The sequence below is a fragment of the Acidobacterium sp. FHG110202_01 genome, from assembly GCF_059115305.1.
This window is the reverse complement of sequence record NZ_JBZYWJ010000005.1, coordinates 439,277-464,968: the sequence shown is the minus strand read 5'-3', so window position 1 is coordinate 464,968 and position 25,692 is coordinate 439,277. Positions and strand designations below refer to the sequence as shown.

Annotated in this window: 24 protein-coding genes; 17 read left to right on the top strand and 7 right to left on the bottom strand. The window is 57.9% G+C overall.

Annotation, left to right across the window (positions count from 1 at the left end; all coding sequences use genetic code 11):
- The 3 genes from AC5S16_RS13475 to hypF all read right to left on the bottom strand — a co-directional run.
- Positions 1–832 (bottom strand): PA domain-containing protein (locus tag AC5S16_RS13475; RefSeq protein ID WP_493930591.1); only part of this gene is annotated, 832 nt, incomplete at its 3' end.
- A 133-nt stretch (positions 833–965) separates the two neighbouring features.
- Entirely contained in the window at positions 966–4,961 is a 3,996-nt protein-coding gene (locus AC5S16_RS13470; protein WP_493930590.1) for an outer membrane beta-barrel protein, read from the bottom strand.
- Positions 4,962–5,785: 824 nt separating this feature from the next.
- Complete coding sequence (gene hypF / locus AC5S16_RS13465) at positions 5,786–8,065, bottom strand: carbamoyltransferase HypF (RefSeq protein WP_493930589.1); 2,280 nt, start codon at positions 8,063–8,065, stop codon at positions 5,786–5,788.
- 126 nt (positions 8,066–8,191) lie between these two features.
- Between hypF and AC5S16_RS13460 the strand changes: the two genes are divergently transcribed.
- From AC5S16_RS13460 to AC5S16_RS13440, 5 genes are read left to right on the top strand one after another with little or no spacing between them, the layout of a single operon-like run.
- Positions 8,192–9,016, top strand: a complete 825-nt coding sequence (locus tag AC5S16_RS13460) for a DUF1641 domain-containing protein (RefSeq protein ID WP_493930588.1) — start codon at positions 8,192–8,194, stop codon at positions 9,014–9,016.
- A complete protein-coding gene (gene hypA / locus AC5S16_RS13455; protein WP_493930587.1) occupies positions 9,017–9,373 on the top strand; it encodes a hydrogenase maturation nickel metallochaperone HypA in 357 nt (118 codons plus the stop codon).
- Complete coding sequence (gene hypB, locus AC5S16_RS13450; RefSeq protein WP_493930586.1) at positions 9,370–10,056, top strand: hydrogenase nickel incorporation protein HypB; 687 nt, start codon at positions 9,370–9,372, stop codon at positions 10,054–10,056. The genes hypA and hypB overlap by 4 nt, the downstream gene beginning before the upstream one ends.
- The gene (locus AC5S16_RS13445; RefSeq protein ID WP_493930585.1) at positions 10,053–11,867 is read left to right on the top strand and encodes a GAF domain-containing sensor histidine kinase; all 1,815 of its coding nucleotides are present in this window, start codon (positions 10,053–10,055) and stop codon (positions 11,865–11,867) included. Before hypB ends, AC5S16_RS13445 begins: the two co-directional genes overlap by 4 nt.
- The gene (locus AC5S16_RS13440; RefSeq protein WP_493930584.1) at positions 11,864–12,511 is read left to right on the top strand and encodes a response regulator; all 648 of its coding nucleotides are present in this window, start codon (positions 11,864–11,866) and stop codon (positions 12,509–12,511) included. Before AC5S16_RS13445 ends, AC5S16_RS13440 begins: the two co-directional genes overlap by 4 nt.
- Before the next feature lie 336 nt (positions 12,512–12,847).
- Here AC5S16_RS13440 and AC5S16_RS13435 read toward each other — a convergent pair whose 3' ends face one another.
- The 3 genes from AC5S16_RS13435 to AC5S16_RS13425 all read right to left on the bottom strand — a co-directional run bounded on the left by AC5S16_RS13435 (position 12,848) and on the right by AC5S16_RS13425 (position 14,991).
- Entirely contained in the window at positions 12,848–13,357 is a 510-nt protein-coding gene (locus AC5S16_RS13435; protein WP_493930583.1) for an SRPBCC family protein, read from the bottom strand.
- Complete coding sequence (locus tag AC5S16_RS13430; RefSeq protein ID WP_493930582.1) at positions 13,338–13,685, bottom strand: ArsR/SmtB family transcription factor; 348 nt, start codon at positions 13,683–13,685, stop codon at positions 13,338–13,340. Before AC5S16_RS13430 ends, AC5S16_RS13435 begins: the two co-directional genes overlap by 20 nt.
- A 343-nt stretch (positions 13,686–14,028) precedes the next feature.
- Positions 14,029–14,991, bottom strand: coding sequence for a 3-keto-disaccharide hydrolase (locus tag AC5S16_RS13425; protein ID WP_493930581.1), 963 nt, complete (start codon positions 14,989–14,991; stop codon positions 14,029–14,031).
- A gap of 195 nt (positions 14,992–15,186) precedes the next feature.
- Here AC5S16_RS13425 and AC5S16_RS13420 point away from each other — a divergent pair, with 195 nt between their 5' ends.
- The 12 genes from AC5S16_RS13420 (at position 15,187) to AC5S16_RS13365 (ending at position 25,347) form a co-directional block, all read left to right on the top strand.
- Positions 15,187–16,158: an NADH-quinone oxidoreductase subunit B family protein gene (locus AC5S16_RS13420; RefSeq protein ID WP_493930580.1), complete on the top strand. Its 972-nt coding sequence runs from the start codon at positions 15,187–15,189 to the stop codon at positions 16,156–16,158.
- A gap of 28 nt (positions 16,159–16,186) precedes the next feature.
- On the top strand, positions 16,187–17,809 hold the full coding sequence (locus AC5S16_RS13415; RefSeq protein ID WP_493930579.1) for a nickel-dependent hydrogenase large subunit: 1,623 nt from the start codon (positions 16,187–16,189) through the stop codon (positions 17,807–17,809).
- Positions 17,810–17,813: 4 nt separating this feature from the next.
- Positions 17,814–18,320 (top strand): hydrogenase maturation protease, encoded by a 507-nt coding sequence (locus AC5S16_RS13410; protein WP_493930578.1) that lies wholly within the window; start codon positions 17,814–17,816, stop codon positions 18,318–18,320.
- Positions 18,304–18,870: a hypothetical protein gene (locus tag AC5S16_RS13405; RefSeq protein ID WP_493930577.1), complete on the top strand. Its 567-nt coding sequence runs from the start codon at positions 18,304–18,306 to the stop codon at positions 18,868–18,870. The genes AC5S16_RS13410 and AC5S16_RS13405 overlap by 17 nt, the downstream gene beginning before the upstream one ends.
- A complete protein-coding gene (locus tag AC5S16_RS13400; protein WP_493930576.1) occupies positions 18,867–20,096 on the top strand; it encodes a tetratricopeptide repeat protein in 1,230 nt (409 codons plus the stop codon). The genes AC5S16_RS13405 and AC5S16_RS13400 overlap by 4 nt, the downstream gene beginning before the upstream one ends.
- A gap of 2 nt (positions 20,097–20,098) precedes the next feature.
- Positions 20,099–20,488, top strand: a complete 390-nt coding sequence (locus AC5S16_RS13395) for a hypothetical protein (RefSeq protein WP_493930575.1) — start codon at positions 20,099–20,101, stop codon at positions 20,486–20,488.
- A 9-nt stretch (positions 20,489–20,497) separates the two neighbouring features.
- Positions 20,498–21,367 carry a NifU family protein gene (locus tag AC5S16_RS13390; protein ID WP_493930574.1) on the top strand — a complete coding sequence of 290 codons (870 nt, stop codon included), beginning with the start codon at positions 20,498–20,500 and terminating at the stop codon, positions 21,365–21,367.
- Entirely contained in the window at positions 21,364–22,476 is a 1,113-nt protein-coding gene (locus AC5S16_RS13385) for an NHL repeat-containing protein (RefSeq protein WP_493930573.1), read from the top strand. The genes AC5S16_RS13390 and AC5S16_RS13385 overlap by 4 nt, the downstream gene beginning before the upstream one ends.
- 13 nt (positions 22,477–22,489) lie before the next feature.
- Positions 22,490–22,768 carry a HypC/HybG/HupF family hydrogenase formation chaperone gene (locus AC5S16_RS13380; protein WP_493930572.1) on the top strand — a complete coding sequence of 93 codons (279 nt, stop codon included), beginning with the start codon at positions 22,490–22,492 and terminating at the stop codon, positions 22,766–22,768.
- The gene (gene hypD, locus AC5S16_RS13375; protein WP_493930571.1) at positions 22,765–23,877 is read left to right on the top strand and encodes a hydrogenase formation protein HypD; all 1,113 of its coding nucleotides are present in this window, start codon (positions 22,765–22,767) and stop codon (positions 23,875–23,877) included. The genes AC5S16_RS13380 and hypD overlap by 4 nt, the downstream gene beginning before the upstream one ends.
- Positions 23,870–24,937 (top strand): hydrogenase expression/formation protein HypE, encoded by a 1,068-nt coding sequence (hypE, locus tag AC5S16_RS13370; protein WP_493930570.1) that lies wholly within the window; start codon positions 23,870–23,872, stop codon positions 24,935–24,937. Before hypD ends, hypE begins: the two co-directional genes overlap by 8 nt.
- 71 nt (positions 24,938–25,008) lie before the next feature.
- Entirely contained in the window at positions 25,009–25,347 is a 339-nt protein-coding gene (locus AC5S16_RS13365; protein WP_493930569.1) for a hypothetical protein, read from the top strand.
- A gap of 5 nt (positions 25,348–25,352) precedes the next feature.
- Here the strand turns inward: AC5S16_RS13365 and AC5S16_RS13360 are convergent, their stop codons facing one another.
- Positions 25,353–25,631 (bottom strand): hypothetical protein, encoded by a 279-nt coding sequence (locus AC5S16_RS13360; protein WP_493930568.1) that lies wholly within the window; start codon positions 25,629–25,631, stop codon positions 25,353–25,355.
- Between the last annotated feature and the right edge of the window lie 61 nt (positions 25,632–25,692).

Genomic DNA, 25,692 nt, shown 5'->3' with positions numbered 1-25,692 from the left:
CGGCATACGAGATCGGCAGAACCGGAATCTTGGTAATGGTCTGCACCTGGTCGAGCGGAATGAGCTTCACGCCAGGAACAGCACCGACGCCCGGCGTCTGCGGATCGCCGGGATAGACAGGCATGTCCATCACGCTTCCGCGCTGCACGCCGTCGGGCGGACGCGTCGGGCCTTCAGGATAAGTATCGCCGTTGAAATATCCGTCATCACGCGGGTCGGAGTAGATGAGGCAGCCGATAGCGCCGTGTTCGGCGGCAACCTTGGGCTTGATGCCGCGCCAGCTCGCGCCATAGCGTGCAATCACAATTGCGCCTTTCACCGAGATGCCCAGGCGGTCGAGCTCTTCATAGTCTTCCGGACGGCCATAGTTCACATACACGAGCGGACCGGTCACGTCGCCATCGTGGGAGTAAGCGTTATAGCTCGGAAGCTGTTCCTTCGTTTGATCTGAGGTCGGATCCACTCCGAGCGTCGGTTCCTGCAGCTTGGCAGTGAACTTCGTCGGACCGAGCAGTTCGAGTGAGCGTGATTTCGGAGTGGGAAAGAGCGTCGAGAAGGTCTCGATCTGCGCATCCAGCCCATAGGACTTCAACTGCGCCAGCAGCCACTCGGCGTTGTCCTTGTCATAAGGAGAGCCGACGTGATGCGGGCGCGCCGACAGACGGCGCATGCTCTCGCGGATGCGATCGGGTTCAGGAATGCCGCGGAATTTCTGCTCCCACTGGACTTCCGTGGCCGAGCTTTCCGTGGTGTATCCGCGCAGAGAGTGCCCCGTATCGGCAGCCTGAGCAGTAAGGGCGAAGAGACAGATAACAGCAGTAGACAGACGCATGAAGTGTGGCCCCTTAAGGATGCATTGAAATATTTTCAGGGAAGGCCAGGATATTGAATGACCTCCCGTCATTGGCAGACAAGGCGATGGCCGGAAGCATTTCGCCTCCGGCCAAAGAATAATTCCATCCGGCTTAATATCGGAAACGGAAGCCGAATTGAATCTTTCGTGGAGTATTCCATTGCGTCGATATAACACCGAAACTGGATGGATTAGAAATATCGAAGCTCGGATCGTGCAGCACGTTGTGGTTGAAGATATTCGTAAAGATCATGGAGTATTCAAAAGCCAGCCGCTCCGCGATCCTCAGGTTCTTCTGCAGGCTCATATCCACGTTCCAGTAAGGCATTCCGTAGATGGGCCCAACGCCGGGGTTCTTGGTATCGACGCCAAGGATCGGTGCACGGACCTGATTGAAGACCGCCACCGGATCTTTGAACATGTTGACAGCCGCGCTGCCGGAACCCGCTGTAGATGTTCCAACATCGTTTCCGAAGCTGTCGGTCCCGCCAGCCACACCATAATGCGCAGAATTGCCGCCTTTATATGGGCTGGTGAAGACGCATTGTTCATTGGTAGCGAAGTTGACGCCATCCGCTGAACCAAAGCTCTGCGCGTTCGTCTGCGTATTGCAATACAGGGGAGCGCCGCTGCCAACGGTCATAATCGGAGAGAAAATCCAGCCGCCTGCGAGGCGCCCGACAAGGCCCTGCTGGCCCTTGAACCACGGCTCCTCCCAGACGAGGAATGAGTTATAGACGAACTTCCGCTGGAATCCCTGCAAACCGTACATCTTGCCCAGGTCGAAGGGATCGTTGGCTGTATATTCGCTGGTCGCCTGTACAAAAGCTCCAGTGCCCAGCGCCTTGCTGTAAGTGAAGTTGTGCGTGGTGGTAAGACCATGCCAGTCATGCGTGCTGAAGCTGATGAAACCGCCGTTGTAGTTGCCGTATCCCAGGCTGGCATTGACTCCTACACCGCCTGAGATCTGCCCGTTGGAGCCGATCGAAGAGCCGGGAATTGGCGTGTTCAACATGCTGCGGCCGAAATTGAACCCGCCGTTGTCCATGTCGGTCCACATGCTCCAGACCTTTTGTGCTTCGAAGTTACCCAGTTCCTTGTCCACCGCGGCTGCAGTGCAGTTTGCATAAGCACCGCTCCCGTTCGAGAACGTTCCGTTGCAATAACCGGTTCCTGCAAGCGCGCTCTCAAAGAACGGCTGCGCAGCCAGTGCATTGATGAAGTTTCCGTAAGCTGGGTTGGGCTGTTTATTGATGGTGGCGGCGGGCACGTTTGCTCCGCACCCTGCGGCGGATTGTGTGCAGCCCAATGCTTTTTCGATGGCAGCATAGGCAGACTGGAACTGCTGGCCGCCAGCCGACATCATGTAAGGAACAGCGTTGATGTTGATTGGCTGATATTCGTGGTGAATCCAGCGGCCGATATAACCTACTTCCACCATCATCTTCGGCCCGAGCTGGCGCTGAATGGTGAAGTCGATGGAGTCGACTACATTAGGACGGAAGTTCGGGTCGAGAGCCTCGCCTGCGGCTGCCGAAACATCGTTGATGCCCGGATAGAGAGGCTGTGGCAGCGTCGCGCTGGCCGCTGGCAGGGGAGCAGTGTTGCCATCCACGCCGATGCGGAATGCAGTTGCTGCGGTTGGCGTATCCGGGCCGCAGGCGCCGCTCGAAAGCGCGCGGGTGCACTGCACCGGCTGGATCAGACCAGTGCCTAGCAGCGGCACCAGCACCTGGTCGACACCGTTCAGTCGCCCATAGATGCGTCCGTAACCGCCGCGAAGGACCGTGGAGTTCCCGCCGAAGGCTTTGCCCAGCCATGTACTGGTATCGAAGGTGGGATTCCAGGCCGCTGCTACGCGCGGACTGAAGGAACCATAGAACGGGTTGTATGGATATTTCAGTCCCTTGCCTGTATTGCCTACGAGAGCATATCCAACAATCGGATTGAAGACCTGACCGATCAGAGCAGATGCCTTGCGGCGCGCCAGATAAGCCTGTATGTCAATCGGCTGATCGCTCGCGTCTACCAGTTCCACCTGCTTGCCGGTGGCTTCTGTTGGCGGCATTTCCAGCGCCCAGCCAAGGCCGTAGGTCAGTGTGAACGACGGCTTCATATGCCAGGTATCGCTGAAGTAGACGTTGTAATACGGAATCGTTACCTTATCCGCAGCCGGTGTAAGCGGAGCATTCAGCTGCAGGTTATTTCCCGAGCGCGTGTAGGCGACTTGTGAATCCGTCACGATTCCCATCGTGGCCGCGGCCACGCGAGTGGCAGTAGTACTGGTGGGATAGCCGGACAGAGACGACAGATCGACCAGGCCCGCGCCGTTCCCATCGCCCAGCTGATAGGTTGTGGTGTAGTTGATGCCGCCGCCGTTGTCGGTACGGGTGTGGTAGTTGAAATTATGCTGGTACTGGCCGCCGAAGTTCAGCAGGTGGTTGCCTTTCAGCATCGTGATGTCGTCGCGAAGGGTGTGGTCCTGCCCATCCCAGAAACGCTGGCGAATGTCCTGGGTATCGACGTTGAATGGAGCCAGCACGCCGGTCCCTGACTCACCCATAGGCTCGAGCGCGCCACCAAGTCCACTGAACTGCGCCGGCGCGTTCTTTGTAGACCACGACCAGAAGTTGCGCAGGAAATTGTAATGAAAGTCATTGGTGGTGTTGGTCGTGATATTTGTGGTCAGCTGTGTGACAAAATACCAGGGCTGCACCGGACGCTGGGCCAATGAGGCAGGTGTCCCCAGCTTGTTTCCGGAGAAAAATCCTCCAATGTCTACCTGGGCTGTGGAAGCGTTCTCCAGCTTGTAATAGCGGTAGCTGCTCATCCAGTGCCATTTCTGCCCGAAGTCATGATCGATGCGTGCGACAAAGAAATTACTGTTTTGAGGCAATGAAACGTTCGCCTTGTATCCAACCTCATTCACGCCATCGCAGCGGGCTCCCGATATGCCGGTGCAACCAGGATCATTTCCCACCGGCTCATAGGTATTCCATAATTGCTGCACCAGCGGGTTGATGCCGATGCCGCGTGGATCCAGAGACTTGAGGTCATAGGTTGTGCCGTTGAACGCAACGATACCGTTACGCATGTTTGCTGACGGGACAGAGCGCTCATAGGTTGCAGAGTTTGGATAGCGGTATCCCTCGTAATTTGCGAATAAGTAGGTCTTCCCTCCCCATATCTCCTTGGGAAGGATAGGCCCGCCGCCTGCAGCCCCGAAGCGGTTGTAGTGAAAGCTGGGACGCGGAGTGTCGGTCAGGTTGTTGCTCCAGGTATTACCGCTGAAGCTGTTAGTAAGGTAGTACTCGTAAACCGTGCCGCGCCATTGATTGGTGCCGCGTCTGGTCACGACTTCGACCTGCATGCCCGAAGAGTTATTGAAGTCCGCTGTCTGGTTCGTCGTGTTGACCTTGAATTCTTCCACGCTGTCTGCTGGCGTAGGCATCACGCCGGAAGAAGAAGCGCCAGAAACGCCGCCCGTGGGGTCGCCGGCATAGGAATTCGTGTATACGTTCCCGCTGCCGTCCATATCGTTGCTGTTGTTGCCGCCGTCCAGCTGGAAGGTGGCCTGATCGACGACTGTTCCGGCGACGCTGCCGTCAGGGCTGACGCCCGGCTGCAGTGTGGCAAAGGTATCGACGTCGCGCCCAAGGCTCGGCAGCGAATTGATAGCAGCCGGCGGGACCGTGCTGCCCACCGTCGAGTTCAGGGTCTGCAGCTCTGCGCCTGTCGTCTGCACAATGACCGTTTGTGCTGCTGCGCCTACTGCCAGCTTGAAGTTTGCCGTAGTTTGCGTGCCTACACTCACCGTCTGCGTGGTCTTGGCAGTCGAGAAGCCGTCTTTCTCGACCGAGATCTGATAGCTTCCGGGAGGAGTGTTCACGAATACATAGTGCCCATCAGCATTCGTTGCCGTCGTTCGCGCTGCGCCTGTCGACGTGTCAGTTAAGGTAATGTTGGCTTCGGGAATAACTGCGCCATTCTGGTCAGTAATTACTCCCACTACGGTACCGGTGTTCGTGGCCTGGCCCAGCGCAGAGGTTGCTCCTGTACATAGAAATGCCAGAAGCAGCATTGCGAGCGTCGGCCACCATAATTTCATCCTTGTCATGACATCCACCCCCTTTGAAACTTGACTTCTTTTTTGTGTTCTTCCCCGGGCCGAAGCCTGGGTGTGTCTGGGAAAATAGAAATCCCGATGCCCGTTTCCAGGAGCGGAGCATAGGGACAGGAAGTCGAAAACCTGCAAAAGACAACCTTCTAAAGCCGGCTTGGGAAACAAGCGAAAAACAACGAAACTGCACTACCGCAATCCAACTCTTGCGGGATATTCACGAGAACAGGCCGTATGCCATTTTGAATACAAATCATGCGCCTGCACTGGAGAAACAGACTCGCCGGAATTGCACGTGAATACACTTCGATCGCCCGTGCCCCTTCCGGCAACTGATTCGGTGCGGAGACAGAACAACCTTGTTAAATTTGTTTCAAAGTAATATGAAGAGGAATGCAAAACTAGTCAAGAAAAAATCCGGGAGATACTACCCGAAATTAATTCTCTTTATAGGATAGTTACTAGATCAGTAACTTCTATTTAAGAAGGATTTACTCTCACGCCATCAAAGAATTATCCCGAGGAATGTAGTCATCGCTGAATGCACGCTTAATTGATCTGCAACCGCTTCCTACAAGGAAATAACTATCTGGTTATGAGAGCTGTAGTTTGTCGGATTACTATCATCCATCCGCGTCATAAAAACTGGTTATCGCCTGTCAGAGCACCTTCCATCCTGTCATTCTCGACCAGAAACCCGGCGTCATTGAAATCATCCAGCACGGCGAGCGCATCGCCACCTGGCCCTTTCTCTGGCACGAGAACGAATATGTAGTCGATGCGGGCACAAGTTTCTACCCTCGCCGAACAGGCTATGCAGAAGCATTGAGAATGCTGATGCCTGCAATTGCCTGCCCCAGCGCCAGTCCTCCATCGTTGGGCGGAACAATGTGATGGGTCAGCACCTCGAAGCCTGCGTCCATTAGGGCCTTCATCGCAAGCCTTGTTAGAAGGACGTTCTGAAAAACTCCGCCGGTCAGCCCAGCAGTATTCAATCCGGATTGCGCCTGAGCAACCTGACAGCAGCGCAAAATCAGACCAGTCACTCCATGATGAAACCTGGCGGCAATGATCGAAGCAGAAGTTCCCTGTTTCAAGTCGTCGATCATGCTCCTCCATACTGGACCGGGATCGAAGATCATTTCATCATCAAGAGCAAATTCATAGGCGTCAGCTGTATCACAGCAGGCAGCAATCGCTTCGAACTCCATCGCGCCCTGCGCCTCATAGCTCACTTCATGCCTGAGTCCGATAAGGGATGCAGCCGCATCGAAGAGCCGCCCGATGCTCGAAGTAGGAGGGCTGTTCAACCCTTGCGATACCTGGCGCAGGAGGATGCGGCGCTCGCTCACAGGGCAGGCGCGAACACAGGGCAGGTCCTCATCCCATGCAAGCCCTGCAGCGTAAAGATGCGCCAGGGCCATGCGATATGGCTTCTTGATCGAGCTGTCGCCGCCGGGCAGAGGCGCATACTTTAAATGTCCAAGGCGCGTGAACGAACTATATCCAGCCTGAAGAATCTCCCCACCCCAGATAGCGTCATCGGTTCCAAGCCCTGTACCGTCGAAGGCAACAGCAATGATCTGTCTGCCTTCAGGAATGCCGTGCTCAGCCATCAGCGCGGCAGCATGAGCATGATGGTGCTGCACCTTTACGAGCGGCAGATGATTCGTTTCCGCAAACTCGCTGGCCCATCGGCTGGAGAGATAACCGGGATGCAGATCACAGGCCACCGCCTCAGGCCCAATGCGGAAGAGGCGGCGCATCTGTGCAAGCGCGCGTTCATAAGCCTGCTGCGTTTCGAGATTTTCCATGTCGCCGATGTGCTGGCTCATGTAAGCACGCTGACCACGCGTAAGACAGAATGTCGCTTTCAATTCTGCCCCGGCGGCAAGGACCGCAGGCCCCGAAACTGATAGAGGGACAGGCAGAGGAGCGTAACCGCGCGAACGTCGAACAGGCAGCTCCTGTTGATAAAACACACGAACAACGGAGTCATCGCAAACCACATGAATATCGCGGTTGTGCAGAAGAAATGCGTCGGCAAGAGTTGCCAGCCGCTCCAGTGCTTCGTCGTTTTCGCGCACAATCGGCTCGTCTGAGCGATTGCCGGAAGTCATCACCAGCGGAGTCTCATCCAGCAACAGTGCATGCAGCGGAGAATACGGCAGAAAGAACCCAAGCTGCGTCTGCCCCGGCGCGATAAACTCAGAAAGTTTGCCGCCACCATCTTTCCGGCGATTCAGCAAAACAATCGGGCGCTCACGCCCGGTGAGAATCTGCGCTTCGCCTGGCGCAACCTCGGCATAGAGACGTACCTTCTCAAGCGTAGGAACCATCACCGCGAACGGCTTGCCCACGCGGCCTTTCCTGCGTCGCAGCTCCAGCACTGCCGCATCATTCGTAGCATCGCAGGCAAGATGAAATCCGCCGATCCCCTTGATAGCTACAATGGCCCCTTCATACAACAGGCGCTTCGCTTCGAGCAGCGCCGCTTCCCTTTCAAGATTTCCCGGATGCAGAAAAAGCCTGGGCCCGCACTCCGGACAGGCAATGGGCTGCGCGTGAAAGCGGCGGTTCAGCGGGTCATGGTATTCATGCGCGCACGCTTCGCACATGGCAAAACCAGCCATGGTGGTCAACGGCCGGTCATAAGGCAGGCCCTGAATAATGGTGAAGCGCGGGCCGCAATTGGTGCAGTTGATGAAGGGATAGCGATAGCGGCGGTCTCGAGGATCGAAAAGTTCCTCCAGGCAATCTGGACACGTGGCAATATCAGGCGGCACCGGCGTGTTTTCTCCGGCGATAGGATGGCTGTGCTGAATCGTGAAGCCCTCGTCACCCGATGCCTCAATTTCAGTCGTCTGCACTGACTCAATACGCGAAAGCGGCGGAGGATTTTCCCCAAGAGCGCGAAGAAAATCAGCAACCGTCGACACGCTACCCTCGATTTCGACCAGCACGCCGGCAGAATCATTCGCTACGAAACCCGCAAGCCCATGGCGCACCGCCGTCGCATACACATAAGGCCGAAAGCCCACACCCTGAACAACTCCGGTAATGCGAATGCGTCGGCGAACGATACCATCCATGCATACCGAGCATAGCTGCCGGCAATGGAACCCCGCCATCACAGCCAAGGAATAGCAACTTCATGCCATAGCCTCACGCCATCTCCAAGGTTCATACTTGACCCGCAGAAGAGGTGTGTCATCGTTATGGGAACCGTCTCTCTTTCTCCTCAGGAAGAATTGCAGGCGCGGCTCGCTGATCCGCGTACGGTAGATTCGCTTAACCGCCTGCTCGATCGCCTGGATATCATCTCAAGCAGCATCGACATGCTGACCGGCTTTCTGAATCGCGGCCCCGAGCTCGCCGACAATATTTCCGAAGGCGTAGAAGAGCTTCGCAGCCAGGACAGCATCCACGCCACCGACCTGATCGGCAAGCTGCCGGCACTGGCGAATGCAGGTACGAAGATGGCCGATGTCGCCAACTCGCCGTCCTTTGACCAGCTGATCAGGTCGGGCTTGCTCGATCGCCTTGCCGACCCGCGCATCATCGAAAACCTCGCGCTGCTCCTCGACAAACTGGACCTTGTCGCCTTCACTGTAAAAGCGCTCGATGAATTCCTGCGCAGAGGCGACGCAGTTGCCGATTCGATCTCGGACAGCATAGGAGATCTCCGGAATGCGGCTTCGAGCATCGATCCTGAACAGCTGAAGCTCGTCGCGTCTGAGCTGCCTCAGCTGGTACAGGCTGGCCATGAACTGGTTGCCAGCGGATTGCTCGACAAAGTATCTGAGCTTACCGAAGCCGGCATGCTGCTCTCACAATCCGGCTTCTTCGACCCCAAAACCGTCAAGCCGCTCGCCGAAATGGGCCAGCTTGCAGTCGAGAGCTACACCGCGGCCAAAGCTGCGCCGCAGCAGAAACAGTACGGCGTCTTTGACCTGATGAAGATGCTCAAAGATCCCGGCGTGCAGAAGAGCCTGCACATCCTGGTTGAAATGAGCCGCTACTTCGGGCGTAAGATGGCTTAAATGCACGAGCTGTCGATTGTGCAAAGCGTCGTAACCACTGTGACGGAAGCATTCGCCGGAAAACAGCCTGGACACATCCAGAGTGTCCGGCTGCGCGTAGGCGCATTGAGCGGAGTCGTGGAAGAGTCGCTCCAGTTTGGTTACGAAATCGTGACCCAGGGCACAATTCTTGCCGGCTCCCGCCTCGATATTCAAAAGCTGCCCGTCATAATTTACTGCGCGCCATGCGATCAGCTGGTGGAACTCGAAGGCGTGCAGCGTTTTCGCTGTCCCCAATGCGGAACACCCAGCGGCGACATCCGGCAGGGCCGCGAGCTGGAAATAGAATCGCTTGAAATCGAGGAGACCGACGCATGACCACACGCATCGTCGAATTGCGGAAGGGTATTCTCAAGAAGAATGACGAGCTGGCCACTGGACTGCGCGCGCGATTCGAGGACGCAGGCGTGCTGGTGCTGAATCTGGTTTCAAGCCCGGGAACAGGCAAGACGGCCTTCCTCGAACGCACACTGCGCGAGTTGCGCCTTACCGGAGAGCATCCCGCCGCGCTGGTCGGCGATCTCGCGACCGACAACGATGCGCGCAGGCTCGCGGCAAGTGGCGCACCTGTACGCCAGATCAACACGCACAGCTGCTGCCATCTTGAAGCAGAAATGATTGGCAATCATTTAGAAGGATGGCGGCTCTCGGACTTCGACTATCTCTTCATTGAAAACGTCGGCAACCTTGTATGCCCGTCGTCCTACGATCTGGGCGAGAAGATTCGCGTTGCCCTGCTCTCGGTAACCGAAGGCGAAGACAAGCCCCTGAAGTACCCGACCATCTTCAACTCCGCCGATGTTGCCGTCATCACCAAGATCGATCTGGCCCAGGCGTGCGATTTCAACCTTGAGCTGGCGCAAAACAACCTGCGCGAAATCCGCCCTGAAATTGCTATCCTTGAGACCTCGGCAAAGACTGGCGCAGGATTCGATGCCTGGATGAAATTCCTCACCCAGGCGCGATTCGCACAGCAACAGGCCGGCGTTGGTTCTTCATGAAGCTGGAAACCATCGACCTCGCAGAGAGCGACAGTCTTTCGTCCGCTGCCATGGCGGAGGAGATCGAGCGCCTGCGGCGCGAAGTCGCGCGGCTCACTCATGAAAACCGCGCTCAGGCCCGCACGATGGATGTCTTCCGCGCCGCAGCCCGAACCGCCGTCGAAGAGCTGGACACCGAAGCGCTGGCGCAATCGCTTGCGAGCCTTGCTATGCAGGCCACCTCGGCCGAGCGCGCAACCGTAGGCGTGCTGGAATACGGATCGATCGTCGCTCAGGCGAATGCCGCAAGCACTGATTCCGGCTCCGGCGAAAATCTGGACATCGCATACATCTATCCCGTCGAGCTGAAAACCGGCCCCGGCTGCGGACTCGCGCCGCGTGTGGTGGCAACACAGCAGTCCATGGTCTGCCACAACTCCCGGCTCGATCCCAATCTTGGAGTGGATTTTTCCACCCGGCACAAAGTACGCAATGTTGCCTGCGTTCCCGTGCTGAATCACCAATCGAATGTCCTTGCATTTATCGAAGTCACCAACCGCAAAGGCGGAGCATTCTTCACGCAGGAAGATGTGCGCGCGCTGGAGACGCTGGCGCTCGCTGCTTCATTAGGCGTGCAGCGCGCCCGGCTGCTCGACCGGCTGAGCGAGTGGTCGCGCTCGCTTGAGATGCTTCTGGGCTTCAGCGCCGCCATCAACCAGCATCTTGATCCCGTGCACCTGGTACGCAAGCTGGTCGAAAATGCCGGACTCTTTTTGAAAGCCGATGGCGGCATGGCCGGGCTCGCCGTGCAGTCCGTCGGAGGCGTCGCCGAAATGGTGTGTGACGCGCTTTGGAGCCGGAACCACTGGCACAACTGGGAAAGACGCTGGCGGCTCAACGAAGGCCTGGCCGGATTCGTCATGGAGAACGAGTTCCCCTACCTCTCGAACAACTATGCCGGTGATCCACTCGCCGACCCCGAACTGGTTCGTGATTTCTCCGTCTGCCAGGCACTGTGCGTCCCCATCAAAGACCAGGCCGATGCCGTCATCGGTTTCTTTGAGCTGCACCGTTCCATCCCGCAGTCACCGTTCACATGGCAGGAAGCTGCGTTTCTCGAGTCGCTGGCGAACGTCACCGCGGTTTCCATTCGCAACGCGCAGCTGCTCAAGGCGCTTGAAGTCAAGAACCAGGAAGTGCGCGCTCTATCGGCAAACCACGTCAACCGCCTTGAAGAAGAGCGCCAGCACATTTCGCGCGAGCTGCACGACGAAGCCGGCCAGATTCTTATCGGCATCAAGCTCGCCCTGCAGGTAGCGGCACGGCAAATTCCCGCCGCGCATACCACGCTGCGTCACGATCTCGACGACCTGCGCGATCAGGTGAACCAGGCAACCATACGACTCAAAGACCTCGCGCGCTGGCTCCGGCCTCCTACATTGGACCAGCTCGGCCTCGAAGTAGCGCTGCGTCAGCTGGTATCGGATATCAAAAACAGGGCAGGCTTCGACGTAGAGGCCACGCTCGACAGCCTCGACCCGCGTCTGCCTCAGTCCTGTGAAATCGCGCTCTATCGCATCGCGCAGGAGGCGCTCACCAATGTTCTAAGCCATGCGAACGCCCGGAATGCATCTCTCGACCTGCGTTGCGATGCAGAGAGGGTTTGCCTGAGCGTGCGCGACAACGGCTGCGGCTTCAATCCTTCTGCAACCGGACGCGGTCTCGGCCTCCTCGGCATGAAAGAGCGCGCCGGAATGCTCGGCGGCGTGCTGATGGTCGATTCCACTCCCGGCGAGGGCACGCACATCCGGGTCGAGGTTCCGCGTCAATGAAGCCCTTGCGCATCATCCTCATCGACGATCACGCCATCGTACGGCGTGGCCTGGCCGCGCTGCTCGGAGCAGATGACCGCTACCATATCGTTGCCGAGGCAAACAATGGCGAAGAGGGATTGGCCCGCCTCGAAAGCATTGAGGTAGACATTGCCATCCTCGACTTATCCATGCCGCGATTGAATGGCCTCGAAACATTACGCCGCATCGCCCGCCAGCACCCGAAAATCAAGACAATCGTGCTTTCCATGTACGACGATGACCAGTTCGTGGCCCAGTCGCTGCATGATGGAGCGCTTGGCTACGTCCTGAAGCAGGCCATGGACGACGAGCTCTTCGGCGCATTAGAGCGCGTGGCAAAAGGCGGAAAGTATGTCAGCCCCTCAATCGACCTGCAGCGCGTCGAGCACCGCCAGATGGAGCGGATCGACCTCACCGTGCGCGAGCGCGAAGTGCTGCAGCTCATTGTGGATGGCCACACCACCCAGGCCGTCGCCGATATCCTCTCCATCAGCCCGCATACCGCCACGCGGCACCGCGCCAACCTGATGCAGAAGCTCGATGTGCACACGCAGATGGAACTGGTGCGCGCCGCCTCCCAGCGCGGCCTCGTGGTCCTTCCCAAGCCCCCCATCGAAGCCTGATCTGTGTGCCCGCATCCAATTTCCGGGCTGACGTACGTTCTCAGCGGCTGTGCATCGACTGAAGTGGTCGAAGGTCTACAAGCGGCGGTCCGGGGAGCTCGTCTCCATAACGGAGGTCTTCTCGTCAGTGATGAACCTGGATCGATGCTAAATCGCCGAGGCACTCATGGAAACTGCATTAATGAGTGCATTGCCCTGAAGTCAACAGTTGAGCCAAGGGTCGCTTGTCCGGAAAGGCGACTATTCGGATGAGCGGCGAAAAGCCTGTTCTAACCAAGCCTTCGCCGCCAGCCTCAGCTGTATCTCGCGCATGACGATCGTCAAAACGTCAACTTCCTATTTCGCCTGCACCAGCTCCGCAATAACCGCGGCAACTTTATCGAGTATCTGGTTCCAGCCCTCGAGTTGGCCGCTATTTTTCGCGCTCTCCATGGGTTCATTTCCAATGAAGGTGAGTTTCGTCTGGCCGTTCCCGAGATCCTCAAAGATGGTCACGTCGTACGCACCATCTATAGCCTCATGTTCTATTCCTAATTGTGCAGGGTCGACCTTGTTTCCCTTCGAGTCCGAAAAGTACATCAGGGAAACGATCCTCTCGTACGGAACAATCTCGTGGTATTCAACCGCATTCCAGAACTCCTGCCCATCCGGCGCCTTCATGCAGCAGAGAAGTTTCCCTCCAACGCGAAAATCCATCTCACAAACCGGCGCAGTAAAGCCCTTCGGTCCCCACCACTGCATCACGTACTTCGGGTCTGTCCACGCCTTCCAAACCAACTCGCGTGGGGCATCAAAAACTCTTGTGACAACCATCCGCTCAATTTCGCTAACCGTGTTTTCTGTCATCTCTGACCTCCTCTTTCTTCATTTGATTTACGACTACATCCAGTTTGTCGAAACTCTCTTCCCAGAATCGGCGATAGCTGATCGCCCAGTCGCTGACCGTCTTAATCGCCTCCGGCCTGAGCGTGCATACACTCTCTCGTCCACGCTTCGTCTTGATCACAATCCGCGCCCGCACCAGGTAGGCAATATGTTTTGAAATCATCTGCTGCGACAGTCGAAACGGCTCCGTCAATCCATGCACCGAGGCAGGCCCATGGGAGAGTCGTTCGATCATTGCCCGGCGGGTTGGATCAGACAAAGCCGCAAATGTTGTACCCAGATTATCCACAACCCTATGGTTGTGTATTGTCTGGTCAATGTCAAGTGTGAATTTTGCGATTCTTGATTTCTGTTCCCTGATCTCTGAACCTTGACACCTGCGCTGATTGATATTCTGCGCAGGAGGGGCGAGCCGGCAAGGGCTATGGCGCTGGCATCAGGGGCAGGAGGAATGCGGATTGTCTCCGGAACCTTCTCGGTGTCTCACCGCTCTGTTGGGCAAGTGATCTTTGCCAGACGACTCGCTAGGGCCTACGCGGCGAGTGGTAAATCGCCAATTCACTCATGAGCAGACAGTCCAGGCGAACACGACGGGCAGCAAGAGAGGCAGCCGCCCATCTCAAGACGGAACCTTATTTTTTCGGAACGGAAATGGTGATGTTGCGGTAAGCGATGACGCCGTGGTGATCCCCCTGCAGATAGAACGGTCCTGGCTCGGCCTCATTGCTGTCAAGAGCACCTCCGGTCGGGCCAGGGAGCTCGACGTTGTCGTGGTATATCTTGCCATCGCGCAACACTGTCACATGTCTGCCGACCAGGGTGACGTCGAAGCTCGTCCATTTTCCGAGACCATTTTCCGAGCCCTCTGGCGGGGGATAGTAACTGTAGATCGCGCCCATCTCATGTGACGGGAGCTTGCCTCCTTCAGTACCCACCTGCAGCTCATAGCGGCCGCGCAGATAGATGCCGCTATTGCCACCTTCCGGGCAGTTCACTTCAATATGCAGCTTGAAGTCCTGGAACTCTTCTGTGGTCTTGATATTGGCAGCCCCGTGGATTTTTTGCCCTGGGATTTCGGGATTGTCATTCACCAGTTCGCCATTGCGCGCCACCCATTTGTTGTTCTCGACATTCCCAATCGGCTCCCAGCCCTTAAGATCTTTGCCGTCGAAAAGAGGCCTGGGCTTGGTCCACTTCTTCGGCATTGGCCGGTCAAGCGAAGGCGCCTTCACGCCAGCGAGCATCGGACCGCCGGCGTCGCCGCGCTTCTCTATGCCGGTCAGCTTATCTGCACTGGAGGAAGTAAGCTCCCAGCTGATTTCCGAACCAGGGCGCGCTTCACCCACATCCACGATCAATTTGCCCGACTCCATGTGGGCGCCGACGATCGGACGCCACGCGCCGCCCCTTGGCTGAACGCGGCCTTCGATTTTGCCTCCGTTATCCGTAAGCTCCATCCATTGCGGATAGGGTTGGCCGGAGGTGGGAGTAACCGTCATGTCCCAACGGCCGAGAAACTCTTTGATGTCTTGCGCGGCGACGGTCGAGGCTAGTGCGGTCGCCAGGATAAATACAATCAGAATCTTCTTTTTCATTCGTTTTGAGTGTAACTCTCATGCTCACTGCCGGGGTTTTAGATGTTCTTAGTACCGTATTTGCAATTTTGCAATGAATCCCTTCACTGAAATCCCCGAAAATACATAGATTTTGCTATTGAGCATGTTTGTGCCCGGGCAGAATAATCGGCACTTGGGCTTGAAAGGTAAGCCCGGCGTCCAAGGAGAATCACTATGGCGAGCCTGCTCTGGTTGCAAGGCGGAGCGTGTAGCGGCAATACGATGTCGTTCCTGAATGCGGAAGAACCAAGCGCATGCGATCTGGTTACTGACTTCGGAATCGACGTCCTCTGGCACCCGTCGCTCGGAATGGAAATGGGCGACAACGCAAAGAAGGTATTCAATGATTTGTCCAGCGGCAGAAAGCCACTGGACATTTTCGTTTTTGAGGGCACAGTCATCATGGGCCCGAACGGCTCCGGCCGTTTCAACATGTTCGCCGAGCGCCCCATGAAGGACTGGGTCAAGGAGCTGGCATCCCAAGCCGGCGCCGTCGTCGCCATCGGCGATTGCGCCTGCTGGGGAGGAATCCCCGCCACCGAGCCGAATCCTGTAGACAACCTCGGTCTGCAGTATCTCAAGCGCAAGCAGGGCGGCTTCCTCGGCGCCGATTTCCGCTCGAAGTGGGGACTGCCGGTCATCAACATCCCCGGCTGCCCGTCGCATCCTGACTGGGTGACGCAGATCCTGGTTGCGATTGCTTCAGGCCGCGCGAAAGACATTGCTCTCGACGACCTGCAGCGCCCGCAGACCTTCTTCAAAACATTTACGCAGACCGGCTGTACCCGCGTTCAGTTCTTTGAATACAAGCAGTCGACCATCGAGTTCGGCCAGGGCACGCGTACCGGCTGCCTCTTCTATGAGCTGGGCTGCCGCGGTCCTCTCACCCACTCGCCCTGCAACCGCATCCTGTGGAACCGCCAGTCTTCCAAAACGCGCGCCGGAATGCCCTGCACCGGCTGCACTGAGCCTGAGTTTCCGTTCTACGACCTGAAGCCCGGAACCGTATTCAAGACACAGAAGATCAGCGGAACCATCCCCAAAGAAGTGCCCAACGGCACCGACCACGTCACCTACATGGCGCATGCAGCAGCAGCACGTATTGCTGCGCCGAAATGGGCGAAAGAAGACATGTTCGTCGTTTAGGAGCGGACAGAAATACAGAGGAGCATTTATGGCAGCTACCGTTACCCCGGCATCGGAAATACACATCAGCCCTCTGGGCCGCGTCGAAGGCGATCTCGATCTGAAAATCTCGGTGCGCGACAACGTTGTGACCGATGCATGGACCGAAGCCAGCATGTTTCGCGGCTTTGAAATCATCCTCAAAGGAAAAGATCCGCAGGCCGGCCTGATCGTGACGCCGCGTATCTGCGGTATTTGCGGCGGAAGCCATCTCTACAAGGCAGTCTATGCGCTCGACACAGCGTGGAGCACGCACGTTCCCCAGAATGCGACCCTGGTGCGTAACATAGCCCAGGCGTGCGAAACTCTGCAGTCGATCCCACGCTGGTTCTACGCCCTCTTCGCCATCGACCTGACCAATAAAAACTATGCGAAGGCAGAGGAATATGACGAAGTGGTCCGCCGCTTCACTCCGTTTGTAGGAACCAGCTATGAGCCCGGAGTAACGCTGTCCGGCAAGCCGGTTGAAGTCTATGCGATTTTCGGCGGGCAGTGGCCGCATTCGAGCTTCATGATTCCCGGCGGCGTCATGTGCGCACCCACGCTCTCTGATGTCACGCGCGCAATCTCGATCCTCGATTACTGGAAGCGCGAGTGGCTCGAAGGCAAGTGGCTGGGCTGCTCCATTGACCGATGGCTCGAAAACAAGACATGGGACGATGTGTGGAAGTGGGCCGACGAGAACGACAGCCAGCGCAATTCCGACTGCGGGCTCTTTCTGCGCTTCGGCAAGCGCGTCGGTCTCGACAAGTTCGGCGGCGGATGCGGCGCGTATCTCGCCACCGGCACATATTTCCAGCCTGAGCTTTACGAGAATCCCACAGTCGATGGACGTAACGCTGCTCTGATCAACCGTTCCGGCGTCTATGATGGAAGCGAATTCCACGACTTCAATCATCTGGATGTGCGTGAAGACACGGCGCACTCGTTCTATCGCGGCAGCACCTACCTGCATCCATGGGAAGGCGTGACCGAGCCGATCGATCCCGAAGAAGGCCGCAAGCAGGGCAAATACAGCTGGGCAAAGTCACCCCGTTACGAAGTCCATGGCAAGGGCTTTCTTCCGCTCGAAGCCGGCCCATTGTCACGGCAGGTCGTTGCCGGACGCCCCGACGCAGCCGCTCACCAGGACTTTGACCCGCTCTTCCTCAATGCAGTGCAGACCGCAGGCCCAAGCGTGCTAGTTCGCGTAATGGCGCGCATGCATGAAGCCTGCAAGTATTACAAGCTCGCGCGGAAATGGCTCGACCAGCTTGATCTGCACGACAAGTTCTACACCAAGCCCATCGAGCATGCGGAAGGCAAGGGCTTCGGATCGACCGAGGCCGCGCGCGGCTCGCTCTCTGACTGGATTGTCATTAAGAACGGCCGCATCGAGAACTATCAGGTGGTCACGCCGACCGCCTGGAACATCGGCCCGCAGGACAGCCAGAACACTCACGGTCCGATGGAGCAGGCTTTTATCGGCGCTCACATTACGGACCCGACTGACCCTGTAGAGATGGGCCATGTCGCCCGCTCCTTTGATTCCTGCCTCGTCTGCACCGTGCATACCTATGACGAGAAGACAGGCAAGGAACTCGCGCGCTTCCGCATGGGCGAAGGTATGTAAACGGATGTTGTCAGCTCTCCCCACTACGGGCCCGGTACAGACACTGGTGATCGGCTGCGGCAATCTACTTCGCGGGGATGACGCAGCCGGCCCGGTGTTTGTACGGCGCCTGTGGGAACGGGGACTCCCGGAAAGGGTGCTTTGCGCTGATGGCGGCACAGGAGGCATGGACGTTGCCTTCAAGATGCGCGGCGTCCCGGAGGTAGTGCTGGTCGATGCATGTTCCAGCGGCTCCGAACCAGGCGCAATCTTTCAGGTTCCTGGAGTGGAGCTGGAGCAGCTGCCTCCGCTTACCGGCATCAATCTCCATTCATTCCGCTGGGACCACGCGCTCGCTTTTGCGCGCTGGCTCTTGAAAGAGGAGTATCCTCAAAACGTTACGGTGTTCCTCATCGAGGCCGCGCAGCTCGAATTCGGCGCTCCATTATCACCTGCTGTGGATCGCGCTCTCGGAAAGCTGGAACAACTGCTGTTTGCTCAATGGAGCCACGCTCATGCAGGTGCCAATTGAGATCGACTACAACGCTCAAGGCTATCTGCTTCTCCCTGCGCACGTGGCCCGACAATATTTCCCGAACGATCTGCTGGTGTTGATGGTCAAAGGCGATGAACTCTGGATGCTTCCAACACGCGGCGCCGCCGCCGGCGGCCTGCTGCTGAAGCAGCGCAATCCTGCCGGAGACAGAAGCCTCCTCGCTGCCCCTTACCTTCCAGAAAACACCCAGGCAGGCGTCTGGCCCGCATTCTGGGATGAACGCGCCGGAGCGCTGCGCGCCGCCTTCCGCATGCCAACGGTTTCCGAATCACCGACGGTTTCTGGATCAAAGGACGAGCTGCAGCCCGCCATCGCCGCCAGAGCTACAGTCGAGCTGGAGCAGGGACGCTGGGTTGTGTATCTCGATCTCGGCTTTTTCACGGAGAGCTCAGACGCATTTCATGTAGAGCGGCGTCGCATCGCCGACTACTCTTCGGCAGAGCGCGCACGCATCGCCGCGGCGTGGATCGAGCGCACGGCCGACCGCGACCTGAAAAGCCAGAGATTCGGTGGTTCCACTTCATGACAACAATTCTCGCCATCCCGTCCATCCAGGTCCGTCCACAGCCCGTCGGCATCTTCTCTTTCCCGGTCTCGTTTCTGCTGCTGCCGGAAACAGGCAATCAGACAGCACTCGCAGCGCTGATGTCAGGAGACGCAGCAGCTTCTGTCGGAGATGACTGGCGGTTCTACAAGCTTGCAATCAATGGCCATCTCGAAGAAGCAAGGCAAAGCATTCAGGGAAACACCGCCATCGACCAGTGGAACCGTTTCGTGCTGGAGCCCAGCGCAGCGGAATATCAATCGCTGATCGAAAAGCTGCCCGAGCCCATGCTTCCCCTGTTGCATGCCGCGGCATACGCGCTCGGGCTTTCAAGCTCCGTGCCCGATGCCGAATCTCTGGACGCAGAGCTGCGCGCCATGGCATTGCTGACCGCAGCTACCTGGTATCTCGAAAGAGACGAACAACGCGAAGCCGCTTCTCTGCTTGAAGAGGCCATCACATATTCCCGCGAAACTTCACCACTGCTGGCCGCGCAAATCCTGCATCAGCTCGCAACCATCGAGCGCGAGACATCACCCGCAAAAGCAATTGCACGCTACAAAGAAGCGCTTCAGCTCGCCGGCGATACGCCGCTCATCTCATTGCGCGCGGAGCTATGGCTGAACCTTGGAATTACCTGGCAGTCTTCGGCAGAAGGCCGTCGCGGGCCACTGCTCGAAGCGGCCAAAACCTATCAGGAGGCAATCCGCTGCGGCCTCAGCCTTGAGTATCTGCCCGAGCTCTACGCCTTCGCCCAGTGCAATCTCGCTCTCACTTTTCTCACTCTGCCCGCACAGGACGCCAGCGACCACCTGCGCATGGGAATCGCCATCCAGGGCCTGCGCGAAGCGCTGAAAGTCTATCGCCGCGACACACATCCTGAGATGTGGTCTTCGGCACAACTCAACCTCGCCAACGCATTGCAATACCTGCCCACTTCGCATCCTGAAGAAAACCTGCAGCAGGCAGTCGAGCTTTACGAAGAGCTATTGGAAGTCCGCAACAAGGCGCTCGATCCGCTCGCCTATGCGCGGCTGCTCGCCAATCAGGCAAACGCACTCGCGCATCTGGGCATTTTTCAGCCGTCACTTGAAAAACTGAACGAGGCGCATAAACTGTTTCACTGGCATGGAGAACCCGACATGGCCGCCTCTGCATTGGAGCTGACTGCCGAGATCAATCGCAGAATCGAGGAGGCTCGCGACTGACCATGGAACTCTACGAGCGGCAACAATTCGATGTCCTGCTACAGACAGCCGTGGAGCGCTACGTCGAACGCCTCGAGCAGCGCAATGAAGGCGCAGCGCAGGCGCTCAATCGTCTGCGCAAAAACCGCATGGGCGAGGGCATCTGGCTCGATCGGTTCGTCGACGCCGTCTTTGAAGACTTCCTGCTCCATGACAGTGCCGGAGCAAGCTTCATTCTTCGCGCGCTGGGATCAAGGCCGGCTCCCAGCCTGCAGCCGAACCCGAATCAGACAACAGAGCAATTTCTGATCGCCTCAGCCAAGGCCGTCTTCATGGAGCTGCTCTATCAAAAAACCGTCGAGTGCCTGGAGCAGCACGCAAGCTTTCAGCCGCTGCCCGCCAGCGCAGATTGAGGACCCATCGTGACCTCCGTTGTAACACCCGCCAATTCGAGCCTCGAACAGCTGGCCAAACAGGCAGACCAGGCGCTCGCCGACGTACACGCATTGCCCGAGGACGCGCAGGCGCGCGCGCTGGCGCTGAAGAAGGCAATCGAGGAGCTGCATAAACTCGGACTGACGCGCATCGTGCAGCACCTGAAAGAAGACGTTCACGGCAAGGAGCTGCTTTTCGAGCTGGTTGACGATCCGGCCGTCTACACCCTGTTCACCATGCACGGACTGGTGCGCGAAGACCTCCGCACCCGCGTCTCGCGCGTGCTTGAAATCGTGCGCCCCTACATGCAGTCGCATGGCGGCGATGTCGAGTTGATGGACGTGACTCCGAATACAGTTTTCGTGCGCCTCTCCGGCTCCTGCAACGGATGCTCCATGTCCGCCGTCACGCTGCGCAACACTGTAGAAGAGGCCTTGCGCGAACACCTGCCGCAGATTCAAACCGTTGAGGTCGTTCCCAACGAGCCCGAACCTTCCGGCTTTGTTCCTCTCGACGCGCTGTCATCGCCTCCGCACGTGGAGCCGGGCTGGGCCATCGGTCCCACCGCTTCCTCTGTCATCGAAGCCGAGCCCTTCCGCTGGAATGTGGAAGGTATCAGCATCCTCATCGTACGCTTCGGCAACAAGCTGCAGGCCTTCCGCAACGAGTGCGCGCATCTCGGCATGCCGCTCGATGGCGGCAGAATCGATCCCGAAACCGGCGTTCTTACCTGCCCGTGGCATGGCTTTCGCTACGACTGCACCAATGGCGAATGCCTCACCGTGCCCGAAGCGCAGCTTGAAGCCCTGCCCCTGCGCATGGAAAAAGGCCGCGTCATCGTGAGGATCGCTTCATGAAGCAGCCCATCTGGTTAGGAGCCTACTCGCCCGGCGGACTGGCGTTGCCCGCAGCACATCCCACGCCGTCGCAGTTCTACGCGCCTCGCGGAGTCTTCTTCAACGACGAATGGCTCGTCGTAGCCGACAGCGGCAATCATCGCATCCTGTTGTGGCGCGGCATTCCCGCAGATGATGGAAGCCCGGCGTATTTCGTGCTCGGCCAGCCTGATTTTTCAAGCGAAGGCCCAAAGCTGCTGCATCTGCCCACCGGCGTTCTAATCCACGAAGGCCGACTGATTGTCGCCGATGCATGGCATCATCGCGTGCTGGTGTGGAATCAGGTGCCAACAAACAGCAGCGTCGATCCCGATTATGCTATCGGCCAGCCAGACTTAGTTGCAGTCGAACCAAATCGCGGGCAGCCGTTACCTTCGCCCACGTCTCTCTACTGGCCATACGGTATCGGCCTCACAAGCGACTGGTTTTGGATCACCGACACCGGCAATCGCCGCGTGCTTGGCTGGCATGGCCTTCCACAACCAAACCAACCCGCGGAAGTAATTCTCGGCCAGGAATCCGGAACCACCGGAGAAGAAAATCGAGGAGGAAATGTCGGCGCGCGTTCCTTCCGCTGGCCGCACGCCATCGCAGGCGATGCAAACCGCCTTCTGGTTGCCGATGCCGGCAATCACCGTATTCTCGGCTGGTCCCTGCTCCCCAAACAGGACAGCGATGCCTCGCTCGTACTCGGCCAACCGGACTTCTCGAGCGCTGCCGAGCTGCCATATATAGCTCAGGGACCAGCGAAGCTTCGCTTCCCCTACAGCCTCGCGCTCGAAGGCTCCCGCCTCGCAGTCGCAGACACCGCCAACAACCGCATCCTGATCTGGGATCAGCTCCCCACATCCGGCTGCGGACACGCCGCCGATCATGTCCTCGGACAGAACCACTTCGGCGCAAATGGCGAGAATCGATGGAAAGCAGTTGCGCACGACTCGCTTTGCTGGCCCTATGGAATCTGGCTGCATAACGGACGCCTTGCCGTCGCCGACTCGGGAAACAACCGCGTCACGCTGTGGGACGTAACAGAATTTAAACAGTCGAACGATCAACGCACCGCAGCTTAAGGAGAAAGCCACTATGTGTCTTGCAGTGCCCGGCCGCGTGGAAGCAATCATGGAGAAGGACGGCATCCACATGGGCCGCGTGAACTTCGGCGGCATCGTCAAAGACGTATGCCTCGCCTATGTCCCCGACATCGCCGTCGGCGATTACACCATCGTGCACGTAGGCTTCGCTCTGGCAAAGATCGACGAAGAATCCGCGCAGAAGACACTGGCCACGTTCCGCGAGATGGGCCTGCTCGAAGAAGAGCTCGGCCCTTCAGAAGAAGCGACAAAGGAGGCGCCTCCACAATGAAATACCTCACTGAGTTTCGTGATGGAGAGCTGGCAACGAAAATGGCGCGAGAGATCAAACAGATTGTGACGCGGCCATGGACCATCATGGAAGTCTGCGGCGGCCAGACCCATTCCATTATCCGCAATGGCATCGATCAGCTTCTTCCGCAAAACGTAGAAATGGTGCACGGCCCCGGCTGCCCCGTCTGCGTCACGCCGCTTGAAGTCATCGACCGTGCACTGGCCATCGCATCGCGTCCTGATGTGATCTTCTGCTCCTTCGGCGACATGCTCCGCGTTCCCGGAACAGAGAAAGATCTCTTCCGCATCAAGAGCGAAGGCGGCGACGTGCGCATCGTCTATTCACCGCTCGATGCCGTCACGCTGGCAATGAAGAATCCTGGCAAGGAAGTCGTCTTCTTTGGCGTCGGCTTCGAAACCACCGCACCAGCAAATGCCATGGCCGTCCACATGGCGCGCCGCCAGTCCATCCGCAATTTCTCCATGCTTGTCTCTCACGTCCTCGTGCCCCCCGCGATTGAAGCCATCCTGCAATCGGAAGGCAACCGCGTGCAGGCATTCCTCGCCGCAGGACACGTATGCAGCGTGATGGGCTACTGGCAGTACCCACCCATCGCCGAAAAATATCATGTGCCTATCGTGGTCACCGGCTTTGAGCCGCTCGACATCATGGAAGGTCTGCGCCGCGTGCTCCTTCAATTGGAGAGAGGTGAAAGCACAGTCGACAACGCCTATGAGCGCATCGTGACTCTTGAGGGTAACAAAGAAGCGCAGAAGCTCCTCTCTGAAGTCTTCGAAGTCTGCGACCGCGCATGGCGCGGCATCGGAGTGATCCCGCAAAGCGGCTGGCGCCTCAGTCCCGCCTATCGCGAATTCGACGCCGAGCATCGCTTCTCCGTCACGGAAATTCACGCCGTCGAATCGCCTCTCTGCCATAGCGGAGATGTGCTGCGCGGCGCGCTCAAGCCCAATGAATGCCCCGCGTTCGGCAAGCAATGCACGCCGCGCCATCCGCTCGGTGCAACCATGGTCTCCAGCGAAGGAGCCTGCGCCGCCTACTACAACTACGGGCGCTTCATCACTCCGGAAGAGCTGGTGCATGCCTGAAACAAAGAAGCCGGATTTTTCTCAATGGTCGTGCCCTTTGCCATTGCAGGACTATCCCGCAATCGTCATGGGACACGGCGGCGGCGGAAAACTGTCCTCCGAGCTTGTCGAGCATCTCTTCCTGCCCGCATTCCAGAATGATGTGCTCGCCAACCTGGGCGATGCGGCTGTGGTTGCACCCGTCTCCGGACGCCTCGCTGTCTCGACCGATACATTCGTCGTCCAGCCCTTATTTTTCCCCGGCGGATCGATCGGCGACCTCGCCGTCAACGGGACCGTCAACGATCTCTCCATGAGCGGCGCGCGCCCTTTGTACCTCACCGCGGGCTTCGTGCTTGAAGAAGGCTTCCCTATCGCCGACCTCGCGCGCATCGTCGACCGCATGGGCAAGAGCGCAAAGGCTGCCGGTGTTCAGATCATTACCGGCGACACTAAGGTAGTCGAGCGAGGACACGGCGACGGCTGCTACATCAACACCGCCGGCATCGGCGTCATTCCCGATGGTGTCCACATCGGCCCATCGCGCGTTCAGCCCGGCGATGCCGTCATCGTCAGCGGAACCATCGCCGATCACGGCATGGCCATCATGAGCGTGCGCGAAGGCCTGGAATTCGAATCGCAGATTATCAGCGATTGCGCCGCGCTCAACACCCTCGCAGCCGCAGTGCTTGATGCTGGCGGAGATTCAGTCCACACCATGCGCGATCCCACGCGCGGAGGTCTCGGCGCAACGCTGCACGAAATTGCACAAGCCTCAAATGTCGGCATCGTGATCGATGAAGCCAGCCTGCCCGTCCGGCCCGAAGTACAGTCAGCCTGCGAACTGCTGGGACTCGACCCGCTCTTCGTCGCGAACGAGGGAAAGATGGCGGCATTTATCGATCCCGCAGCTGTAGATCGCGTGCTGTCCGCAATGCGCGCGCATCCTTTAGGAAAAGACACAGTGATCATAGGACGCGCCACCGAAGAACATCCGCGCATGCTGGTAGCGCGCACACGCATCGGCTCTCACCGCGTCATTCCCGCACAGATCGGCGAACAGCTGCCGCGCATCTGCTGAATCTCAAATCCCTGCTCTCATCAAAGGAATATTGAAAGCCATCAGGAATAAAATAGGGAACGGAGCCGGCAATGCTTCTCGAACTCGGCAAAGCGCTCTCTTTCTTCCTGAGCATCCTGTCTCTCTATCCGGTCGCGCTCGATGCATTCTTCGTGCCGGGAAGCCGATGGGAAGAGCGCCTCACCATGGCCCTGCTCAGGATTGCCCTTGCTGCCTGTGTCTGCTTTGCCAGCGGACTTCTGTTTTCCCTGCATGCACAGGCTGAACCCGAATCCGCTCAAGCACTGATGTCCACTCCGCCGGTGCGTCTCTTCTTATGGGCGCTGGCCGGCATAGCAATTCTCTTCTTTGCTTCGTGGTATCTGGAGGAATACTACGTGCCGCTGCTCTGGAAGAACCAGCCCTGGTAGAGCACTTACATGGCTCTGGTCCACTTCTCCGCATGTCGCCGTACCCACCAGCAGGGATCGTCACCCGACCGCGGAAACAAACTCCGTGCGCACTCCACCTGCTGCAGCCCGAGATAGTCAAATTCGTCCTTCTGGCCTTTCAATTTGATATCGAGAAACTGCTTGACCTGGACCGAATCAGTCGCCGTACCGTGCGCCGAGCGATAAAGGTAGACAGACCAGTCTCCGGCATAGACCGCAACCAGCGCCAGAAACAGAGTAAGGGCGACGCGTTTCAGCATCATTCGCATGAAATTACTGACATCATATTTGTTTCTTCTGTTTCATATCCCCGGAATTTGTAAC

What these genes read in the sequence shown, in the direction of transcription:
- AC5S16_RS13415 (WP_493930579.1), top strand. Translation starts at nt 16,187, where the DNA reads ATGGCAGCTACCGTTACCCCGGCATCGGAAATACACATCAGCCCTCTG.
- hypB (WP_493930586.1), top strand. Translation starts at nt 9,370, where the DNA reads ATGACCACACGCATCGTCGAATTGCGGAAGGGTATTCTCAAGAAGAAT.
- AC5S16_RS13360 (WP_493930568.1), bottom strand. Translation starts at nt 25,631, where the DNA reads ATGATGCTGAAACGCGTCGCCCTTACTCTGTTTCTGGCGCTGGTTGCG.
- AC5S16_RS13385 (WP_493930573.1), top strand. Translation starts at nt 21,364, where the DNA reads ATGAAGCAGCCCATCTGGTTAGGAGCCTACTCGCCCGGCGGACTGGCG.
- AC5S16_RS13440 (WP_493930584.1), top strand. Translation starts at nt 11,864, where the DNA reads ATGAAGCCCTTGCGCATCATCCTCATCGACGATCACGCCATCGTACGG.
- AC5S16_RS13445 (WP_493930585.1), top strand. Translation starts at nt 10,053, where the DNA reads ATGAAGCTGGAAACCATCGACCTCGCAGAGAGCGACAGTCTTTCGTCC.
- AC5S16_RS13435 (WP_493930583.1), bottom strand. Translation starts at nt 13,357, where the DNA reads ATGACAGAAAACACGGTTAGCGAAATTGAGCGGATGGTTGTCACAAGA.
- hypD (WP_493930571.1), top strand. Translation starts at nt 22,765, where the DNA reads ATGAAATACCTCACTGAGTTTCGTGATGGAGAGCTGGCAACGAAAATG.
- AC5S16_RS13400 (WP_493930576.1), top strand. Translation starts at nt 18,867, where the DNA reads ATGACAACAATTCTCGCCATCCCGTCCATCCAGGTCCGTCCACAGCCC.
- AC5S16_RS13405 (WP_493930577.1), top strand. Translation starts at nt 18,304, where the DNA reads ATGCAGGTGCCAATTGAGATCGACTACAACGCTCAAGGCTATCTGCTT.
- AC5S16_RS13420 (WP_493930580.1), top strand. Translation starts at nt 15,187, where the DNA reads ATGGCGAGCCTGCTCTGGTTGCAAGGCGGAGCGTGTAGCGGCAATACG.
- AC5S16_RS13410 (WP_493930578.1), top strand. Translation starts at nt 17,814, where the DNA reads ATGTTGTCAGCTCTCCCCACTACGGGCCCGGTACAGACACTGGTGATC.
- hypF (WP_493930589.1), bottom strand. Translation starts at nt 8,065, where the DNA reads ATGGATGGTATCGTTCGCCGACGCATTCGCATTACCGGAGTTGTTCAG.
- AC5S16_RS13395 (WP_493930575.1), top strand. Translation starts at nt 20,099, where the DNA reads ATGGAACTCTACGAGCGGCAACAATTCGATGTCCTGCTACAGACAGCC.
- AC5S16_RS13380 (WP_493930572.1), top strand. Translation starts at nt 22,490, where the DNA reads ATGTGTCTTGCAGTGCCCGGCCGCGTGGAAGCAATCATGGAGAAGGAC.
- AC5S16_RS13365 (WP_493930569.1), top strand. Translation starts at nt 25,009, where the DNA reads ATGCTTCTCGAACTCGGCAAAGCGCTCTCTTTCTTCCTGAGCATCCTG.
- hypA (WP_493930587.1), top strand. Translation starts at nt 9,017, where the DNA reads ATGCACGAGCTGTCGATTGTGCAAAGCGTCGTAACCACTGTGACGGAA.
- hypE (WP_493930570.1), top strand. Translation starts at nt 23,870, where the DNA reads ATGCCTGAAACAAAGAAGCCGGATTTTTCTCAATGGTCGTGCCCTTTG.
- AC5S16_RS13460 (WP_493930588.1), top strand. Translation starts at nt 8,192, where the DNA reads ATGGGAACCGTCTCTCTTTCTCCTCAGGAAGAATTGCAGGCGCGGCTC.
- AC5S16_RS13425 (WP_493930581.1), bottom strand. Translation starts at nt 14,991, where the DNA reads ATGAAAAAGAAGATTCTGATTGTATTTATCCTGGCGACCGCACTAGCC.
- AC5S16_RS13470 (WP_493930590.1), bottom strand. Translation starts at nt 4,961, where the DNA reads ATGAAATTATGGTGGCCGACGCTCGCAATGCTGCTTCTGGCATTTCTA.